We start from the raw sequence: 19115 nt of genomic DNA on the forward strand, positions 1-19115 counted from the left end.
ATTTAGATTTCAAATTTACCCATTATTTTTTGATCATATTTGTAGTTTTGATCATTTGGAAATTTTCCGTTTAAATCAGGAAAAACTACTTGTAAATATTCATAATTTTTGTTTTCATAAAATTTAATAGAACTTAAAACATATTCCTTTAAATCATCATTATCAACTTTTATAAAGTAGACAGGAAATGTATCAATTAGATCATCTATTTTTTTATTTAATGGAATTTCATTGAACTTGTACTTTTCTGAATAATTTTTAATTATTTGAGATGAGAGATTTGGTCCAAGTCCAGAAATAAATAATTCAGGTATTTCAAAATTTTCAAATAAACCTGTAGAGTATGTAAAAGGAGTAATATTAACTTCTTCTGCTACTGCAGTTGTATGATATCCAAAGTTTTTGATGTTTTCATCAACTTTGTTAAAATATATTTTTTTTTGATCTTCGTTTTGTTTCATTTGTGAATTTTGAAGTCACTAAGTTAAAAATTATAAAGATTTTATCTTAGGTATTTATTTAATAAGATAAGAAGAAAAAAATCCGACTTGCTTTTACAAATCGGATTTTAATATTGTTATTTTAAAATTGGAATGATGTGTTCCCATTTTAGTTGTTCTGCAAAATCTAAAGGTGTTTTGTCATTATTCGTTTTCGCATTTTTATCAGCGCCAGATTCTAATAAAACTTCGACAATTGTGCTATTTCCTGCAATTGCTTCGCGGTGTAAAAAAGTATATCCAAATTCATCTTGGGCTGTAATTTCATTCGGATTTGCTTTTACAAAATCAACAAGACTTTCTTTCATATTCCTGCTCATAGGATGTTCGATCAGGTTTTCCGGCTTTTCTTTTTGTTCGTAAGCGATAAGAATATCGTTGTAATCTCCAAAATTTAATCCCCAGGCAGCATCATGTTCTTCTCTTTCGGTTTCGTCCATTTCTGATCGCATGGTTTGTATCGTGAAACCTCCGTACGTTTTATCCTGAGTAACAAATAACCAATCGCTAATTTGATTGGCCGGAATCTCTACATATTCGCCATTGCTAACATTCGTTAATTCGTTAGGATCGTTTACTAAGATGCCTTTTATTTTTTCGCCATCAAAATTAATCTCATTGATCCACATATGTTCGACTACGGTTTCGTTATTTATTTCCTGTGTAAAAGCCAGTTTTACGCAGGCAACATCAAGTGCCGGAACTATTCGGCGGTATTCCCATGATAATTCTCTCCAGAAATATTTAAAAGTTTCCTGAGCTTTTTTAAACGCTTCAATCATTTTTGGACTTTCTCCGTCTGCAAAAAATATTGGTGTATTTTCCATTACTGCTATTTTAGAATAATTATTTCTTATTACGTAAATATAATTTTTTTGTAAGAAAAGAAAAAAAGTAATGGCTGATTTTATGAATGTTTTAATGAAAACCAGTGTTGCGTGAGGGATAGCAATGAAAAGCCCACAGCCTGACGAAGGAAGTGCGAGGACTTGTAGTGAATAGCCCGGCCCGGAGGGACACGCCATTATGAAGGTTCTGAAATTTTGAGTTGCTAAGATTCTGAGATTTTTTCAAACTGGGTCTAATGCGAATAATTAGCGCATAAAAAAAATCCGACTTGCTTTCGCAAATCGGATTTTTTAAATTGAAAATTATATATAACCGTAAAACGGTATGATATTACAAGTGAATTACTTCGCCGTAAGCATCAGCTACAGCTTCCATAACAGCCTCACTCATTGTTGGGTGAGGGTGAATAGATTTAAGGATTTCATGACCTGTAGTTTCAAGTTTACGAGCTACAACTGCTTCAGCAATCATATCTGTAACACCTGCACCAATCATGTGGCATCCTAACCATTCTCCGTATTTTGCGTCGAAGATTACTTTTACGAATCCGTCAGCAGCACCGGCAGCTTTTGCTTTTCCTGAAGCTGAGAATGGGAATTTACCAATTTTTAATTCGTATCCTTTTTCTTTAGCTTGTTTTTCTGTTAAACCTACAGAAGCGATTTCCGGAGTTGCGTAAGTACAACCAGGAACGTTTCCGTAATCGATTGGGTCTACGTGTAAACCAGCAATTTTTTCTACACAGTTAATTCCTTCTGCAGAAGCTACGTGAGCCAAAGCTTGTCCAGGAGTAACGTCTCCAATTGCGTAGTAACCAGGAATGTTAGTTGCATTGTAAGCGTTTACTAAGATTTTATCTCTGTCAACAGCGATTCCAACTTCTTCTAAACCTATGTTTTCGATGTTAGTTTTGATTCCAACTGCAGAAAGTACGATGTCAGCTTCAAGAATTTCTTCGCCTTTTGCTGTTTTTACAGTTGCTTTTACACCAGTTCCGGTAGTATCAATTTTCTCAACAGAAGAGTTGGTCATGATTTTTACTCCCGCTTTTTTCATAGAACGCTCCATTTGTTTAGAGATATCCTCGTCTTCAACAGGAACAATATTTGGCATAAATTCTACAATAGTAACATCAGTTCCCATTGAGTTGTAAAAATGAGCAAATTCAACCCCAATAGCTCCAGAACCTACAATAATCATAGATTTTGGTTGTGTTGGTAATGTCATTGCCTGACGGTATCCAATTACTTTTACACCATCTTGTGGTAAGTTTGGTAACTCACGAGAGCGAGCTCCGGTTGCAATGATAATGTGATCAGCGCTATATTCAGTAACTTTATTATCTTTATCAGTAACGTCAAGTTTTTTACCTGGTTTTAGTTTTCCAAAACCTTCAATAACGTCAATTTTGTTTTTTTTCATCAGGAACTGAACTCCTTTGCTCATTCCGTCAGCAACACTACGGCTACGTTGTACTACTGCAGGGAAATCTTTATCGAATTCAGAAACTTTCAATCCGTAGTCAGAAGCGTGTTTTAAGTAATCAAAAACCTGAGCTGATTTTAGTAATGCTTTTGTCGGGATACATCCCCAGTTCAAACATACACCACCAAGGTTTTCTTTCTCCACTACAGCTACTTTAAAGCCTAATTGCGAAGCTCTAATAGCTGTTACATATCCACCAGGACCACTTCCTAAAACAATAACGTCGTATTTCATCTTTTTGGTTTTTAGTATTTATTACCGAAAAATGAAGTTTAAATTCCGAAACTCATTTTTCGATTTATTCTTTTGTTATTTGTGATTGCGAATTTAAGGAATTATTTTAAAAAACACCTGAAATTTTATTTTTACCCGTACTGATTTTGATCTTTTCACAGAAACTTAAGTAATTGTTAATTGTAAATTGTGAATTATGAATTGAAAAATCAAATTTAGAAACGAAATCTCAAATTAAATTGTTTGCCAAAATAAACGAAGTCGAAGTCCTTTTCGTATTGAAAAGATCTTCGACTTCGCTCAGAATAATAAATTACTTAAAAATTAAAAATTAATAATTAAAGATTAAAAATTCATCATTCATAATTTATAATTAAACTTTAACGTGTCCCCAGTTTTCACCGCTGGCAATTCGTCGTATTTGCATTTCGCTTACGCCAAATTGTTTGGCAATCATTTTTAGTCTTGTTTTTTGTTCTGGTCGCGCTAGTATTTTCTTGATTAACATTACTTTGGTAGTCGTTAATTTTCTTCCGTCGGCTTTTAAGTTGTGTTCGATCAGGTTCTTTTTGGCCTGAATCACACGAGGGCTTTTACGACTGTGCGCCATCATTTCGGCCTTTGTAGCCCAACGTAAATTGTTTACATCATCATTACTTCTGTTATAATCCAGATGCAATACATAAGTCTGTTCTTCGGATGTTTTTGGAATAAAATACTGGGCAACTAATTTGTATAAGAAAAGGTATTTATTGACAATTTTATCGTCTTTTTTAACCTTAAATCTAAAGGTTGGATAACCATCACTTAAACCGCCTTTTAAAAGACGACCATTTTGAATTTCGTCTGAAAAGCTGATTAATCGGCCTTTGTTTGAAATGGCATATCTAAGTTGTAATGAGGCGTTTATTTCTATTTCTTTGAATTGTTCGTTTGGATAAAATCTGTTTTGTGGCATTTTCTTTTGCATTTGAATTATACATACTCAAATATAAATAATTCAAAAATCAAAGCAGTTATATAATTTCCGTCAGATATTACATTTATGATTCCTATAACGCTAATTTAACTTTTTTAAGAATTTTTTTAGCATTTCGAATTTTAGTTAGCGACTGAAAACTGCGAATCGTAGAGGTTTTTGTAGTAACCGTCGACTTTATTCAGCAATTCCTGATGCGTACCCTGCTCAACAATCAAACCTTTATCCATCACTACAATTTTATCGGCATTTACAATAGTGGCCAATCGATGCGCGATAATAATCGAAGTTCTTCCTTTGGTAATCGTTTCGGTAGCACGCTGAATCAATTCTTCAGAATACGTGTCGATTGATGACGTTGCTTCATCCAAAATCAAAATACTAGGATTGCTCACATACGAACGTAAAAATGCAATCAACTGACGTTGTCCTGACGAAAGCATTACACCACGTTCCTTAACATCAAAATCATAATTATCAGGCAAACTCATGATAAAATCGTGCACGCCAATTTTTTTCGCAGCGTCGAGCACTTTCTCACGCGTAATTTCGGGATTGTGCAAAGTAATATTGTTGTATATCGTATCAGCAAACAAAAATACATCCTGTAAAACCACGGCAATTTGTTTTCGTAACGAAGCCAAAGTATAGTTCTCTATATTATGACCGTCGATAAAAATAGTTCCGCTATTGATCTCGTAAAAACGATTCAGTAAATTGATGATTGTCGATTTTCCTGCTCCTGTAGAACCTACAATTGCTACGGTTTGCCCAGAAGCCACAGATAAATCGATACCTTTTATTACTTCCTCTTCCGGAATATAACTAAAACGTACGTCCTTAAACTCAATACTTCCTTCAAAAACCGGAGCTTCAAGCGTTCCTGTATCCTGAATATGATCCTGAGTATCGATAATGTCAAAAACACGATTGGCCGCTATCATTCCTAATTGCATCTCGTTGAATTTATCCGCAATCTGACGCAGTGGATTAAACAACATCCCAATAAACATCGTATAGGAGAATAAATCCCCGAAAGTCGTAAAATGATCACCATTCAGGATTTTAAATCCGCCATAAACTACCACCAAACCTAAAGTAATCGACGAAATAATATCGGCAATCGGAAAAAAGATAGAGTTGTACAAAATCGTTTTAATCCACGCAACTCGGTGTTTATCGTTGATTACCTTAAAATTATCCGCTTCAATTTTTTCACGGTTAAAAAGTTGTACAATCTTCATTCCTGTCACACGCTCCTGTACAAAGGAGTTCATATTGGCAATTTGCGTTCTAACTTCCTCAAAAGCCACCTGCATTTTGCGCTGAAAAATTCGGGTAATAAAAACCAGAATAGGCATTGCAACCACCACAATCCAGGTTAGTTTCCAGTTCATGTAAAACATAAAAATCAAAACCACCAACATTTTCATCAAATCACTAATGATCATGAACAGACCCTGACTAAAAATACGCGCAATCGATTCAATGTCAGATACTGATCTGGTTACCAATTGTCCCACCGGAACCAAATCAAAATACTTCATTCTAAAGCTCAAAATATGTTTGAAAAGTTTTGTTCTAATATCCTTTACAATATCCTGACCCAGCCAGTTGGCCCAATACACAAAATAAAACTGAGAGAATACTTCAAACAAAAGAACAACGCCCATTAATATAATGTACATCAATAAACCTTCCTTGTCATGTGTCTTGATATAGCCGTCGACCGTTTGTTTTAATAAATAGGGGCGAAGTGCTGCAAAAATCGACAAAGAAACTGCAAAAATAATAACGCCGTAATAGCGCCATTTATAAGGTTTTGTATAAGTTAAAATTCGTTTGAATAATCCGGTATCAAATGCTTTTGCTTTCATTATATTTTTTAGGAGCTATTTCCTGCTTTCCGTTACAAGTTTTTCTCAAAAATATGTTTTTGTACTGTTTTTATAAAGCTTCCGTTGGTCGCTCTATAAAAACACAAAAACAATATTTTTTTCAAAAAAGCTTTTCACTTCAATCAGGGCTATTTTATGATGTAATCGTAATAAATTTCGGTTAAATACAATCCGTGTGCCGGAACCGAAAACCCGGCTTTTTCTCTGCTTTTACTAGCAATAATATTTTCAAAATCGGTTAGTGAAATTTTATGTAAACCAATATTGACCAAAGTTCCCACAATAGAACGAACCATATTTCGTAAAAACCTGTTGGCCGAAATAGTAAAAATCAGGTTCTTATTTTCCGTTTTCCAATACGCCTCAAAAATCGTGCAATCAAATGTGTTTACATCTGTATTTACCTTCGAGAAACATTGAAAATCCGTATGATTCAGTAAGATTTTCGCAGCTTCATTCATCAAAGCTACGTCTAATTTTTGATTAAAATACCAACTCAATTCCTGCAAAAACGGATTTTTAACAGTATTGATATGGTATTCATACGTTCTCTTTGTAGCATCAAATCGACAATGCGCGTCGTCTTTAACCAAAATAATATCAAAAATCGCAATGTCTTTTGGCAAATACGAATTCAGTTTATGTATTAAAGTCGGAACATCAATTGGAGTTTCAAAATCAAAATGACCATACATTTCACTTGCATGAACACCAGTATCCGTTCTTCCGGCTCCCATTACGTTGATAGGAGCATTCAGTAAAACCGAAAGAGCTTTGTTTAAAGTTTCCTGAACAGAAGACGCATTAGGCTGAAATTGCCATCCATGATAATGTGTTCCGTTATAGGCAAATTGAATAAAATATCTCATTTTTAAGGGACAGAGGTTCTGAAGTGCAAAGGTACAAAGGATTTTTTTAAAAAGTTGCTAAGATTCTAAGATGCTAAGGTTCTAAGTTTTTTTATACGCCGGCAAATCGTAGAGAAACACAGCGGTGTGTCTAAGGTCTTTATAGTTGCTAAGATTCTAAGACGCTAAGGTTCTAAGTTTTTTTTATACGCCAGTAAATCGTAGGAGACGCACAGCAGTGCGTCTCACACAAAATTGAGGAAACTGCTTTTGAAAATGACCCAAATTGATAATTTATATATAAAATAAAAACCACGAAAGATTCACTGATGTGCGTCTCTATATTGCGTTTCATAAAACGCAAAGAAAACCTCTGCACCTTTGCTACTTTTGGCCTTTGAACCTTTTTTTAGAAAAAACCTTTGTACCTTTACACCTCTAAAAAAAACCTTAGAACCTTAGCATCTTAGCAACTCAGCCACTTAGAATGAAAAAAATCCTCCTCCTTTCCGATACCCATAGTCATATTGATGATACTATTTTAAAATATGTAAATCAGGCAGATGAAGTTTGGCATGCGGGAGATATTGGGGATCTGAATGTTACCGACACTATAAAAAAGCTAAAACCTTTACGTTGCGTCTACGGGAATATCGATGATGCACAAGCCCGTTTAGAATTCCCTTTGCACAATCGTTTCTTATGCGAAAATGTTTCTGTCTGGATCACGCATATTGGCGGTTATCCGGGAAAATACAATCCGGCGATTAGAGAAGAAATGGCGCTGAATCCGCCTAAATTGTTTATCTGCGGACATTCGCATATCTTGAAAGTAATGTTCGATAAAAAGAATAATTTATTGCACATGAATCCCGGTGCGGCAGGAAAAAGCGGATTTCATCAGGTAAGAACCATGCTGCGGTTTGTAATTGATGATGATAAAATAAAAGATCTCGAGATTGTAGAAATCGGTAAGAAATAATTTAATGAGGCAGCGGTATTTTTATCTTAATCGAAGTTCCTTCATTGGGGTTTGAAACAATCGATAAACTGCCTTTGTATTTTTTAATTCTGGCCCTGATCCGGTTCAGGCCAAAACCTTCGGCTTCGTTGAGTTTTTCGGTTTTAAAACCTTTTCCGTCATCATGTATTATAATGATAAAATAACCGTTGTTTTCGTATAACGAGATTTGGCCTTTTTTTGCGTCACTGTGTTTGATGATATTGCTGAATAATTCGGATACAATAAAATAAACTTTCATTTCGAATTTTTCATTATATCTTTTATTAGTCGGGATTTTGCTCGAAAATTCAAACATAATACTCGAATTGGTATTTCTTTCGCACAAATCTTCCAGCGCATAAATCAGTCCAAAACGAACCAAAAGACTAGGGACAAGATCGTGCGACATATCCCGTAAAAGATCATGTGCTTCTTGTAAAATTGCTTTTGCTTTCTGGATTTCTTCAGATTTTATATTGTTTTGTGCCGTAAAAGTATTCAGGTGTAAACCCACAGAAGATAGTAACGAATTGATGTTGTCGTGTAAAAAAGAGGCAATTTTTTTACGCTCAATTTCCTGAGTATCGATTCCTGCATTGATAATATTAAGCAGTATTTTTTGTTTCGTATCTTTTCGTTTGATCTTTTGTTTCAGTTTGTTATTCTGGTAAAAGAAATAAAACAAAAAGAATATGATGATAACCAGAACAATAGACAGGCTAACTATTTTTTTATTTCGCAATTGTTCAAATTTTCGAACCTCAGTAAGTTTGCTTTTCGAATTTTGTTGCGTTACAACTCCTGTTTCTTTTGGAGGAGCGGATTGATTCTGCTGGCTAAATAAAGTGTTTCCGCTCACAGTAGTGAAAAAGAGCAACAATAAAAAAACTCTAATTAAAGCCATAACTCAATGGTAAAATTTTCAATAGATTTTTAATCTCTTAATACTGCTAAGGATTTATTAAGTTGTTTTTCAGCGCATACTTTACAAGACCAATTGTATTCTTGGTTTGCAACTTTTTCATAATATTCTTCCTGTGCGTTTCAACTGTATTCAGACTAATAAAGAGCTGTTCGCTAATTTCTTTGCCACTATATTCTAATGAGATTAGTGTGATAATCTCAATTTCACGGGCACTTAAAATAGGATTTTCAACGTAAAGCGGTTTGTTTAATTTAGGGTTATTATTCGCAAAACTATTAAAGATTTTCTCCCTCACGGCATCACAAAAATATTCCTGCCCCTGATAAACAGCTTCGATAGCCTCGATGATATTTTCGCCTGCGCATTTTTTTGTGAGATAGCCTTTTGCGCCCAATTTCATTACCTCTTTTATGATTTTTAAATCATCATAGCTAGACAGGATGATGACTTTGCACGGAAATTCCTTTTCACTAAACTCCTTTAATACTTCGATACCATCTTTTTTAGGCATACTGATATCCAGGACTAAAATGTCGGCATTGTTATTAATGACATCTTTATAAACGGTTGTTCCGTCCAATGAATTGCCTACAACTTCAAAGTTATTTACGGTTTGCAGCAAATTGGTAAGGCCATCAATAAGTACTTGATGATCATCAGCAAGATGTATCCTTATGTTCTGTGTCATGATTGTTTTGGACTGAAAAGCAAATTTATGAAAAAATTATCTTACAAAGTTGTTTTTTAAGCTTGTTTTAGCGATTCTGTCAGATTTACCAAAAATATTAGGCACAAAAAAACCCGAATTATACAATTCGGGTTCTCTTCGCACAAAAAACTTAAGTTTATAGGTTTATCTCAAACGGTCTACAGATTTTACAAGATCTTCATCCTTCTTGATGGCCTTATTAGCTAAAACTAATAATACGATAGCAACAATTGGTAGAAACATCCCAATATCTTTCTCTGAAACAGCAAGTGTTTCTCCAGATAAATTTAGAGAGCGATATACAAACAATCCTAATAAAATTAAATTTAATATTATGTTCAGTCTGTTCATTACAAACTGATTTTGTCTTTTTTTATATGAAATAATACTAACAATAGTAAGCATCGTACTTAATCCAACTATTACATTATATATTGGATCTTGATTAAAGTAAAATAATGCTCCCCCTTTTAATGTCCATAACGGAATAAAAAGCATCAAAACACTTGTTGCAATAAACGTAAGAATTAAATAAACGGTTTGAATTCGTTGTATCATGGTGTAAAATTGTTTTACAAAAATATATTTTCTTTTTTTAAAATACTATTGTATGATTAAATTTTATTCGTATTATTGCATCATAATACCGTAAGCACTTCATACTGCGGTCAATCGAAAACTATTATCTACCTATCTTTTTACAGTATTCCGTTAAAATAATTAAATTCATAGAACATTCATGTTTGATATTTCTGCATTAAAAGAAATGAAGCTTTCTGAGCTTCAAGAAATAGCTAAGTTAGCTAAAACTATAAAGTTTACTGGTGTCAAAAAAGAGACCTTAATCAGTCAGATTTTAGCACATCAGGAAACCACTGTAGCACCGTCTCCTAGTGCTGTAACTGAAAAGGAAAATGTTGATGATAAGCCAAAAAGAGCAAGGATTGTTCCTGTGAAAAAAGCGGCTATTAGTAAAAATGCTCCAGTCTTAGAATTTGATACCATAGAGGAAACTCCGGAAAAAACAGAAGCTCCTGTCGTTGCAAAACAAGCTCCGGCAGCAAAAATAACTCCATCAGCCAAAATTGCTCCTAAAGCCAAACAAGCACCAATAGCAAAAGCAGCTGCAGAAGTAAAGGAAGTAACAGATACTCCTGACAATCCAGAAGTTCAGGAAACTCCTGAAAATACGGAAGTAGAGAAAAAAGGACCAAAAATCGTAAAATTCAATAAATCAGCTTACGAGAAAAAAGTCGCTTTGCAAAAAGAAAAAGAAGCCACAAAAGAAGCAATTCCGGAAGGCGAAGCTGTAGCAGAAACTTCAACTGCTGAAAAAACAGAAGCACCAGTTTTAGTTAAAAAGGTCAATCCGAACCAGATTAAAAATCCAAACCAGAATCCAAACCCAAATCAAAATCCTAACCCGAATGCTAATCCAAATGCAAATGGTAACGGAAATGGGAATAACGGGAATCAAAATCCAAATCATAAAAACAAAAAGAACAATTTCAGAGATTCAGACTTTGAGTTTGACGGAATTATCGAAAGTGAAGGTGTTCTTGAAATGATGCCGGACGGTTATGGTTTTTTACGTTCATCAGATTATAATTATTTAGCCTCTCCGGATGATATTTATTTATCAACCTCACAAATCAGATTATTTGGTCTTAAAACCGGAGATACTGTAAAAGGAGTGGTTCGTCCTCCTAAAGAAGGCGAAAAGTTTTTCCCATTAGTTCGTGTACTTAAAATCAATGGTCACGATCCTCAGGTGGTTCGCGACAGAGTTTCTTTTGAGCACCTGACACCAGTTTTTCCATCAGAAAAATTCAAATTAGCCGAAAAAGGCAGTTCAGTTTCAACCCGTATTATCGATTTGTTTTCTCCAATAGGAAAAGGACAACGTGGTATGATTGTCGCTCAGCCTAAAACCGGTAAAACAATGTTATTAAAAGATATTGCAAATGCAATTGCAGCCAATCATCCTGAAGTTTACCTTATTGTTCTTTTGATCGATGAGCGTCCTGAGGAGGTTACAGATATGCAACGCAGCGTACGTGGAGAAGTTATCGCGTCAACTTTTGACAGAGAACCACAAGAACACGTAAAAATTGCCAATATTGTTCTTGAAAAAGCAAAACGTTTGGTAGAATGTGGTCACGATGTTGTGATTCTTTTAGATTCGATTACACGTTTGGCAAGAGCTTACAATACAGTTCAGCCTGCATCAGGAAAAGTGTTAAGTGGTGGTGTTGATGCGAATGCATTACAAAAACCAAAACGTTTCTTTGGAGCAGCAAGAAATGTAGAAAACGGTGGTTCGTTAAGTATCATCGCAACTGCATTGACAGAGACAGGTTCTAAAATGGATGAGGTGATCTTTGAAGAGTTTAAAGGAACCGGTAACATGGAGCTTCAGTTAGATCGTAAAATTGCCAACAAACGTATCTTCCCTGCAATCGATCTTACTTCGTCAAGTACACGTCGTGATGACTTATTATTAGACGAAAAAACATTACAAAGAATGTGGATCATGCGTAAATACCTATCAGATATGAACCCGGTAGAATCTATGGATTTTGTAAACGATCGTTTCAAGAAAACAAGAAACAACGAAGAGTTTTTGATTTCTATGAATGATTAGGAGGAAGGTTCTAAGGAGCTGAGGGACTAAGGTTCTAAGTTTTTTTTAAAGTCGCTAAGGTTCTGAGATACTAAGATGCTGAGTTTTTTCTTTGAGATTAAACTAAATGATATAAAAAACGGGATGAGTTTTAAAACTCATCCCGTTTTTGTTTTTTAAATATAATGTTTTGACATAGCCCACGGTTTCAACCGTGGGCTATATTTTTGGAGTGTCAATGTTATTTTTTCTTCCAAATAACAACATTTTATAAACTTTAGTCTATAAAAAACTTAGAATCTCAGAGCCTTAGTAACTCTTTTAGAAAAACTTAGAATCTTAGCATCTCAGAACCTTAGCAACTAAAAAACTTACTTCTTATCCACTACCGGTCTATTCTCTCTATTGGCTAAATCCCAGGCGATTGAAAAGGCCAATTTTGTTCTTTTTGTTAAAGCATCGTACTCAATTTTTTCAGGTTCGTCGCCTTTTTGGTGGTAATCTTCGTGAACTCCGTTGAAGAAGAATACTGACGGAATACCGTGTTTAGCAAAGTTATAATGATCAGAACGCTCGTAAAAATGATTAGGATCTTTAGGGTCATTAAATTTAAAATCTAAATCTATTTTGGTGTATTTTTCGTTTTGTGCCACTACGATATTATGCAAATCACTCGATAATCTGTCGGCACCAATTACGTAAACATAATTATTTGTTTTAGCATGTTCTACATCGCGACGGCCAATCATATCGATATTGATATCTGCAATAGTATTGGCGATAGGAAATAATGGATTTTCAGAATAATAACGAGAACCGTGTAAACCGTGTTCTTCGCCTGTTACGTGCAAAAATAAAATAGAACGTTTTGGACCATGTCCTTGTTTCTTAGCTTTTGCAAAAGCTTTGGCCATTTCTATAACCGCAACTGTTCCTGATCCGTCATCATCAGCTCCGTTATAAATTTCGCCATTTTTGATACCTACGTGATCATAGTGAGCAGAAATGACTAAGACTTCATCTGGTTTTTCAGAACCTTCAATATAAGCCCAGATATTCTCTGAATCCGGTAAATTTTCGTTGCGTCTTGCATTTAGAAAAGCAGCAGGAATGTGTTGGTAATAATCTGCCGCTCCTTTAGGAAACGAAACTCCACTTTTTTTGTATTGTTCGATCATATAAAGACCTGCTTTTTTCTGTCCTTTAGATCCTGTTTCGCGTCCTTCCATTTCATCAGAAGCGATCACGTACAACATTGTTTTCAGGTCTTTTTCGCTAATAGATTTTATGTATTTGCTTGGATCTGAATTGTCTTTTGATGCAGCCGACTGCATATTTTTACAAGAGAATGCAGTACCAATTAATAATAGAATTATAAGTTTTTTCATTTGGTATTAGTGTAAATTTATGAATGTATAAAAAGCAAATGCTATTAGTAAAAGTAGGATAAAAAATGAGTTAATAAAAAACAATACTATGCTTTTTGTAAAAGACATAATTCGGGACTCTCCGTAAAATCTATGATGAGCTGGGAAAAAGTAATAAAATGCCCAAATTACACCAATAAATGTTAAACAGCCACTTATAAAATTAATAAAAGTATAGTTGATTAAGGTTGCTAATTTATCTACAGAAAAGAGAATTAAAAAGATAAGCAATAAAAATGAAAAATAATGTAAGGTAAATATGCCGTGGTCAAAATAATACCAACGCTTTTTATTATGAAAAAGCCATAAAAAGAAAGCGAAAAAAGGCATGATAATAAATAAAACCTTAGGCAAATTATGTATAAATGATTCTATGAATTTATCAAGAGCTTGCCGACCAGTATTTTGATCTTTTATAATTTGTATTTTTCGATTGATCCAATAACCAAAGGCAGAAAGCTTTTTAGATTCCGGACCATATTTTTGAATAGAATCAATTTGATTAACTGATTTATAGCCTAAATTAATTAAGCTGTCGTCACTTGTTTTTGGATTGTCTAATATTTGCTGAATTGCTTTTTTATTTTCCTCAGATATTGATTTAGAGTTTAATAAAGCTTTTACATTATCGTCTTCTTCTAATGAATTTTTGTGAGACGAAGCTGGTCCTTTAACTCTTTCTGATTTTGGAGATTCGTGTACTTTATCATTTACATGAACAGGAAACATTGCAATTAGTAGAAAAGTGATAAAACTGATAAAAATATAAAGCCGAACAGGAGCAAGGTAAGACAATCTTTTTCCTGAAAGATATTCTTTAGTTAAAGAAGAAGGTTTAAATAAAAGATTTTTAATGGTACGCCAGAAAGCATTTTCATAATGCGTTAAATCTTCAAAGAAATGAATGAATAAATGATGAAATGTTTTTCGCGAATCTGTGTTTTCCTGACCGCAATTTGGACAAAAATTTTGTTCAACAACGTGCCTGCAATTCAGGCAGGTTTTGTCTTTTCTAATCGGACTGTGTGACATTGGTTATTCTTTGGTTTGGTTTTGGTTGTTATTTTTTGCCCACGAGTGAGGTGGGTTTAAATGGGTTTGCGCTGATTTTTTGCTCACGGATGTTACGGGTTAAACGGGTTTGCGCTGGTTTCTTTTTACTACTCCCGCTAGCTATCGGGATTCACAAATAAATACGAATTAATTTTTATTATAATCTGCGTGCCATTTTTTTTCGCCACGAATTAGCACGAATTAATTAAAAAAATCTGTGTAAACCCGTTTAATCAGTGTTATCCGTGTGCCATCAATAAAGTATTATTTTTTTAATACTTCATTTAAGAAAAGCTGTAAATGTTCAAATGATCTTTTTGCTGCGACGGCATTGTATGCTGCGCCTTTTGAGTTGTCGTTTCCGGCTTCAGGATTAGTAAACGAGTGAACAGCATTCGCATAATAAATCATTTGCCAATCGGCTTTTGAGTCGCGCATTTCCTGCTGAAAAGCAGTAATTTCTTCCTTAGACTCAAACGGATCATCAGCACCATGACAAACTAAAACTTTTGTCGTAATAGGTTCAACCGGACGGGTGGCATCTTTACCTAAACCTCCGTGAAACGAAACCACTCCTTTTAGATTCAAATGTCCGCGGGCAGCTTCAAGAACTCCGGTTCCTCCAAAACAGTAACCAATAGCTACAATGTTATCAGCATTTGCTCCGGATTTTACTAATTCTTTTAAGGCTGAATCAACACGTTTTTGATAGATTTCGTAATTTTTTTTGTAGTAACCGGCTTGTTTTCCAGCTTCGGCAGTATTTGTTGGGTAGTTTCCTTCGCCATAAATATCAGCGATGAAAACATTATAACCTAATTTAGATAGATTTTCTGCAATATCCTTAGAAGCTTTATCGATTCCAAGCCAGGCCGGTAAAAGTAAAATTCCCGGATTCTGTGTGCTTTTTTTAGCTGATTTTACAAACAAACCGTTTAAAGCCTGAGAGCCATCTGTATATTTTACGGTTTTTAATTGTGCGTTTATAGTGTTAGAAAACAATATAGTAGCAAATAAAAGAAATGCTGAGTTTTTCATAGTGGTACAATTTTAAACAAATATCAGAAATATTATGTTACAAAAATATACCAGAAGTTATTTCTTATCAGGTTTTTACAATAAGATTTCTAAGATGAAAATCATTGGCCAGGATGCTTGTTTTACAATGTAATATTGCGTTTAAAAGCGCAGCCCAATTCAATAATAGAATCGGTTTTGGCAATACCGGGAATACTATCGATTTTTTCATAAAGAATTCTTCGCATGTGTTCGTGGTTGGTCGCAATAATTTTGATGTAAAGCGTGAAAGACCCTGTTACATAATAACATTCTGTAATTTCAGGAATATCTTTTAATGCTTCGATAATTCGGTCAGAATCAGAATCTTTATTGAGTGTAATTCCGGTAAAAGAAGCCCAGTCATAACCAATTTTCTTTTCCTGAATAATAGGTTTTATACCACTAATAACGCCTTGCTCAATCATTCGATTAATGCGCTGATGCACCATAGTGTTTGATATTTTCAAATTAGCAGCAATTGCAGAAAACGCCATTCGGCCATCTTTTTCTAATTCTTTAATGATGCTTATATCAAATTCGTCTAATATATCCATTATTTTAAATTGAGTTATTGTGTGTTTTTTATTCTTAACTATTGAATTGTATTTAGTCCCTACGGTACATATTTATTGGCTTATTATTTATTTTCTACCAATATTATATTCCTAACGGAATAATCTCGTAGAGATTAAATATTGGTAGAAAATAAACAATTTCAAACATAATTTTGTCCCGTTAGGGACTACACGACATTCTGCAAATAGCAGAATTTTTTCGAATTCATAAAAGTAATTATTTTTTTCAATAAACAAGAGAAAACTCTTTGTAAAGACAAGTCTATTTGATTTTTTTAAGGTTTAAAAATATTGTTTTTGACTTTTTAATTAGGTTTTAAAAGTCAAAATTATAATTTAGCGCCCGATAATGAATAAAATTTAATACTTTTGCCCTTTAAAAGAAATAGAACATGATACAAACTGATAAATCACTTTCGTCAAAATCAGAAATTTTGATTGAAAAAGAAAATAAATACGGAGCTCATAATTATCATCCGCTTCCGGTGGTGTTAGATAGAGGAGAAGGTGTATATGTTTGGGATGTAGACGGAAAAAAATATTATGATTTTTTGTCGGCTTATTCTGCAGTAAACCAAGGACATTGTCATCCAAAAATTGTGAAAGCAATGGTAGATCAGGCACAAAAACTGACTTTGACTTCTCGTGCTTTTTACAACGATAAGTTGGGAGATTACGAAGAGTTTGTAACGAAATATTTTGGCTTTGATAAAGTACTACCAATGAATACGGGTGCAGAAGCTGTTGAAACGGCACTTAAGGTTTGTAGAAAATGGGCTTATGAAGTAAAAGGTATTCCGGAGAATCAGGCGCAGGTTATTGTTTGTGAGAATAATTTTCACGGAAGAACGACTACAATCATTTCGTTTTCTAATGATGAAGGTGCACGTAAAAACTTTGGTCCTTTTACAGAAGGATTTATAAAAATAGAATATGATAATCTTGAAGCTCTTGAAAAAGCTCTTGAATCGTCAAAAAATATAGCGGGATTTTTGGTTGAACCAATTCAGGGTGAAGCTGGAGTTTACGTACCATCTGAAGGTTATTTATCGAAAGCAAAAGCGTTGTGTGAGAAGCATAATGTGTTGTTTATTGCCGATGAGGTTCAAACCGGAATTGCGCGTACCGGAAAATTATTAGCCGTTCATCATGAAAATGTTCAGCCTGATATTTTGATTTTAGGTAAAGCCATTTCTGGTGGAGTTTATCCTGTTTCGGCTGTTTTGTGTAATAACGAAATCATGAATGTGATTAAGCCGGGTCAACACGGATCAACTTTTGGTGGAAACCCTGTTGCAGCAGCTGTTGCCATTGCAGCGCTTGAAGTAATTAAAGAAGAAAATCTGGCTGAAAATGCAGAACGTTTGGGAATCATTCTAAGAAAAGGTTTGAACGAGATTGCAGAAAGAAATAATCTAATCACGCTGGTTCGCGGAAAAGGTTTGCTGAATGCAATTGTAATTAATTGTGGAGAAGATTCAGATCTTGCCTGGGAGATTTGCTTAAAGTTCAGAGATAACGGATTATTGGCAAAACCAACACACGGAAATAAAATCAGGTTAGCGCCGCCATTGGTAATGACTGAAGCTCAAATTCAGGAATGTCTTGAAATTATCGAGAAATCATTAAGTGATTTTAGAGACTAAAAATATCGATTAATAATTCAAACTAAAAAAGCTGTTCAGAGATGAGCAGCTTTTTTTTTCAGTCTCAGTCTCAGTCTCAGTCACAGTCTCAGTTTTCAGTCTCAGTTTTCAGTCAGTTAAGAAACTGAAAACTGAGACTGTAACTGAGACTAAAAATTATTCTTCATAACATGCTATAAATTATATAACAAAGCTGATGAATTGTATAATCTTTTTAAGCGACTTGAGAAGTAGTTTTGAATGTCTTTCAAACGAACTTAAAAACAGACTTAAAAAGAGGTTATTTAATTTTTAATTGAAAGACAAAAGAAAGAACCAAAACGGTCTTACTAACTTTTATAAATACAATTCTATTATAATGGCTTACTCAAATAATGATATAACACGTTTTTTAGATGCGCAGAATAAACTTTATTTAACCGCTCTTGCCGAAATGAAAAAAGGGAAAAAAGAAACACACTGGATGTGGTTTATTTTTCCGCAAATACAAGGATTAGGTACAAGTAATATTTCAAAATATTATGCCATTGCCGATCTTAAGGAAGCGAAAGAATTCCTGGATCATCCCATTTTAGCAAAACATCTTATAGAAATTTCAGCGCTATTATTAACATTTAAAAGAAAATCCGCCGAAGGTATTTTAGGCGATTTAGATGCCCGTAAATTATGTTCATCGATGACACTGTTTTCTCAGGTAGAAGGTGCTCATCCTGTATTTCAGGAAGTTCTCGATACATTTTTCTTAGGATATTCAGATCAGTTTACTTTATCAATCATCGATTCACAAGTAGTAGTGTCGCCAGCTGTTGAAGCATTAATATAAATTACGCTCAAACGTAAAAAAGAAAACCATTCCACTTTAACTGGAATGGTTTTTTGTTTTTGAAATACTTAAAATTCGTATCTGTATATTTTTTTGCCTCAGAGTATAATGATGATAAATGATTTTTTAATCTGCTAAATCTGCCAAATCTGCGTGAAATTTTTTCGCCACGAATTCCACGAATTTCTCGAATTATTTTTTTACCACAGATTATAATGATTTTTTAAATGTGCTTGAGTTTTATTAAACCACAAATTTCACAAATTATTTTTGCGACTTTTGATCAAAATTTGGATTAAAAATTTGAAAATCATTCCCAAAGCTTTGCGAACTTCTTTAAAAAAATCAAATGAGCTTAAAACTTAGCGAACTTTGCGGTTAAATTTTTTGAAGCTACCGATGGGCTATCAAGAGACTTCTTTAATCTGCCAAATCTGCGTGAAACTTTTTCATACAAATTCAAATTAAAATAAAAAAGC

17 protein-coding genes are annotated in these 19115 nt (G+C 34.0%); 4 read left to right on the forward strand and 13 right to left on the reverse strand.

The window, feature by feature from the left end; genetic code table 11:
- Positions 1 to 2: 2 nt before the first annotated feature.
- From ACIDC4_RS08405 to truA, 6 genes are all read right to left on the reverse strand, one after another.
- A complete protein-coding gene (locus tag ACIDC4_RS08405; protein ID WP_412042440.1) occupies positions 3 to 461 on the reverse strand; it encodes a DUF4262 domain-containing protein in 459 nt (152 codons plus the stop codon).
- A 116-nt stretch (positions 462 to 577) separates the two neighbouring features.
- A complete protein-coding gene (locus tag ACIDC4_RS08410) occupies positions 578 to 1327 on the reverse strand; it encodes a DUF2314 domain-containing protein (protein WP_412042439.1) in 750 nt (249 codons plus the stop codon).
- Positions 1328 to 1679: 352 nt separating this feature from the next.
- Positions 1680 to 3068 carry a dihydrolipoyl dehydrogenase gene (lpdA, locus tag ACIDC4_RS08415; protein WP_230039897.1) on the reverse strand — a complete coding sequence of 463 codons (1389 nt, stop codon included), beginning with the start codon at positions 3066 to 3068 and terminating at the stop codon, positions 1680 to 1682.
- Positions 3069 to 3441: 373 nt separating this feature from the next.
- A complete protein-coding gene (locus tag ACIDC4_RS08420; RefSeq protein ID WP_194615863.1) occupies positions 3442 to 4026 on the reverse strand; it encodes an NUMOD4 domain-containing protein in 585 nt (194 codons plus the stop codon).
- A 143-nt stretch (positions 4027 to 4169) separates the two neighbouring features.
- Entirely contained in the window at positions 4170 to 5924 is a 1755-nt protein-coding gene (locus tag ACIDC4_RS08425; RefSeq protein ID WP_412042438.1) for an ABC transporter ATP-binding protein, read from the reverse strand.
- A 149-nt stretch (positions 5925 to 6073) separates the two neighbouring features.
- Positions 6074 to 6814: a tRNA pseudouridine(38-40) synthase TruA gene (truA, locus tag ACIDC4_RS08430; RefSeq protein ID WP_412042437.1), complete on the reverse strand. Its 741-nt coding sequence runs from the start codon at positions 6812 to 6814 to the stop codon at positions 6074 to 6076.
- A 466-nt stretch (positions 6815 to 7280) separates the two neighbouring features.
- Here truA and ACIDC4_RS08435 point away from each other — a divergent pair, with 466 nt between their 5' ends.
- A complete protein-coding gene (locus ACIDC4_RS08435) occupies positions 7281 to 7775 on the forward strand; it encodes a metallophosphoesterase family protein (RefSeq protein ID WP_194615845.1) in 495 nt (164 codons plus the stop codon).
- Between the two features lies 1 nt (position 7776).
- Here ACIDC4_RS08435 and ACIDC4_RS08440 read toward each other — a convergent pair whose 3' ends face one another.
- From ACIDC4_RS08440 to ACIDC4_RS08450, 3 genes are all read right to left on the reverse strand, one after another.
- Entirely contained in the window at positions 7777 to 8700 is a 924-nt protein-coding gene (locus tag ACIDC4_RS08440; RefSeq protein ID WP_412042436.1) for a sensor histidine kinase, read from the reverse strand.
- 46 nt (positions 8701 to 8746) lie between these two features.
- Positions 8747 to 9409 carry a response regulator gene (locus ACIDC4_RS08445; RefSeq protein WP_412042435.1) on the reverse strand — a complete coding sequence of 221 codons (663 nt, stop codon included), beginning with the start codon at positions 9407 to 9409 and terminating at the stop codon, positions 8747 to 8749.
- Positions 9410 to 9574: 165 nt separating this feature from the next.
- Positions 9575 to 9988 carry a DUF4293 domain-containing protein gene (locus ACIDC4_RS08450; protein WP_412042434.1) on the reverse strand — a complete coding sequence of 138 codons (414 nt, stop codon included), beginning with the start codon at positions 9986 to 9988 and terminating at the stop codon, positions 9575 to 9577.
- Positions 9989 to 10169: 181 nt separating this feature from the next.
- Here ACIDC4_RS08450 and rho point away from each other — a divergent pair, with 181 nt between their 5' ends.
- A complete protein-coding gene (gene rho, locus ACIDC4_RS08455; protein ID WP_412042433.1) occupies positions 10170 to 12074 on the forward strand; it encodes a transcription termination factor Rho in 1905 nt (634 codons plus the stop codon).
- A 350-nt stretch (positions 12075 to 12424) separates the two neighbouring features.
- On the opposite strand, the gene ACIDC4_RS08460 is transcribed toward rho, so the two are convergent.
- From ACIDC4_RS08460 to ACIDC4_RS08475, 4 genes are all read right to left on the reverse strand, one after another.
- A complete protein-coding gene (locus tag ACIDC4_RS08460) occupies positions 12425 to 13441 on the reverse strand; it encodes a M28 family peptidase (RefSeq protein ID WP_412042432.1) in 1017 nt (338 codons plus the stop codon).
- Between the two features lie 6 nt (positions 13442 to 13447).
- Entirely contained in the window at positions 13448 to 14512 is a 1065-nt protein-coding gene (locus ACIDC4_RS08465) for a DUF3667 domain-containing protein (RefSeq protein WP_412042431.1), read from the reverse strand.
- 285 nt (positions 14513 to 14797) lie between these two features.
- Entirely contained in the window at positions 14798 to 15571 is a 774-nt protein-coding gene (locus ACIDC4_RS08470) for a dienelactone hydrolase family protein (RefSeq protein ID WP_412042430.1), read from the reverse strand.
- A gap of 122 nt (positions 15572 to 15693) precedes the next feature.
- A complete protein-coding gene (locus ACIDC4_RS08475; protein ID WP_208684525.1) occupies positions 15694 to 16146 on the reverse strand; it encodes an Lrp/AsnC family transcriptional regulator in 453 nt (150 codons plus the stop codon).
- Between the two features lie 413 nt (positions 16147 to 16559).
- Here ACIDC4_RS08475 and rocD point away from each other — a divergent pair, with 413 nt between their 5' ends.
- Together rocD and ACIDC4_RS08485 are read left to right on the forward strand one after the other, a co-directional pair.
- A complete protein-coding gene (rocD, locus tag ACIDC4_RS08480; protein ID WP_412042429.1) occupies positions 16560 to 17813 on the forward strand; it encodes an ornithine--oxo-acid transaminase in 1254 nt (417 codons plus the stop codon).
- Positions 17814 to 18171: 358 nt separating this feature from the next.
- Entirely contained in the window at positions 18172 to 18636 is a 465-nt protein-coding gene (locus tag ACIDC4_RS08485; RefSeq protein ID WP_412042428.1) for a DUF1810 domain-containing protein, read from the forward strand.
- The last annotated feature ends 479 nt before the right edge of the window (positions 18637 to 19115 follow it).

The sequence above is a fragment of the Flavobacterium sp. C3NV genome (assembly GCF_046825355.2).
In the GTDB taxonomy this organism is placed as follows: domain Bacteria; phylum Bacteroidota; class Bacteroidia; order Flavobacteriales; family Flavobacteriaceae; genus Flavobacterium.